Origin of the sequence: Algoriphagus sp. 4150, assembly GCF_031457395.1 — a bacterium.
Lineage (GTDB): Bacteria > Bacteroidota > Bacteroidia > Cytophagales > Cyclobacteriaceae > Algoriphagus.
In genome coordinates, this window is record NZ_JAVDWS010000070.1 from 1 (window position 1) to 1423 (window position 1423).

Annotated in this window: 1 protein-coding gene; it reads left to right on the plus strand. The window is 45.5% G+C overall.

Translation table 11 applies throughout. From position 1 onward, the window contains the following. Window positions 1-1423, plus strand: a 1423-nt coding sequence (locus J2X69_RS24735) for a condensation domain-containing protein (protein ID WP_310109545.1), incomplete at both ends; no start/stop codon positions are given.

Here is a 1423-nt window from a genome sequence, read left to right on the forward strand (position 1 = left end):
GTCTGGAGTCTCACCTGAAGGCGATCATCCATCATTGTGAAGAGAAGCTGGATCGTGAAGGGGCTAGTTATACCCCCAGTGATTTTAAGAATGTTAAAATAAGCCGGCTGATACTGGATGAATTGTATTTAAGCAGCCGGTCCTCCGGAAACGAGATAGCACATATCTATCCGGCGAGCAGTTTACAGCAGGGTTTTATCTATCATGCATTAAGCCAGGATGATGATGATGCTTATCGTGTCCAGGTTCTGTATGACTATCATAAGAAGATAGAGGTACATGTTTATCTGGAGGCTTGGCAGAAATGTATAGAACAATATCCGGTGCTTCGGACTGGCTTTAACTGGAAGGAAGAGATTATCCAGATAGTTTATAAGAGAGGTCATCTGGAATATTCATTGCATGACATCAGTGGTCTTCCCGACCAGCATTCGAAAGATGTTGCGATAGAAGCCATCCAGGTTGCAGACAGGAAACGGGGATTTGATCTTACCAAGCCTACGTTGTTACGGCTTCATATAATAAAGCAGTCGGAGGATTATTATACGGTGTTGAAGACAGAACATCATAGTGTGTCCGATGGATGGAGTGGTTCTGTCTTACTGGGCAGTGTGGAGCGTTATTATAATGCTCTGAGGAGTAATAAGGAGATAAATATTGAGGAAGACAGGAGTTACCTGTTGGCGCAAGAATACATCAGTAAGAACAAGGGTGGTTTGCTTCCGTATTGGAATAAGGTATTGGAAAAGGTCGAGGGTGCCACCGATATAAGTGGCTTACTGAGTGAGGGGATCGACCTTGATAGTTATAAGCAGGTAAGGGAAGGAGCCACGAGCGTGCTGACCATTGGTGGATCCACGTATAAATCATTGAAGGCTTTCAGTCAGCGGGAAGGGATCACGATCAATGTGATGGTGCAGTTTATATGGCATAAGCTATTGCAGGTTTACAGCGGCAGCACTCAAAGTATCGTTGGGACGACGGTGTCGGGCCGTGATCTTCCTGTTGAAGGGATTGAGGAGAGTGTTGGTTTGTATATCAATACCCTTCCGCTGATAGTGGACTGGAACAATGATGCCACGATCCTTACACAGCTTCACCGGATTCAGGAAGGGGTTACGATGTTGAATACCCATAGCTTTGCCGATCTTGCCAAACTTCAACGAGATGGTCGCCGGCTGTTTCATAGCCTGTTTGTGTTTGAAAATTATCCGATCCCGAAAGGAGAGGGTATGGATGGCCGGATTAGTATGCGGAACTTTGTAGAGAAGGCCGATTATCCTCTGACGATTTTATCCTACGAGCACGACGACACGCTCACTGTTACTTTGCGCTATGATGGTTATTATTTAAATGAAGAGAAAGCCAGGGCTCACATGGGTATGCTGGACCTGCTTTTGAAGGAAGTTCTGGCACATCCTGA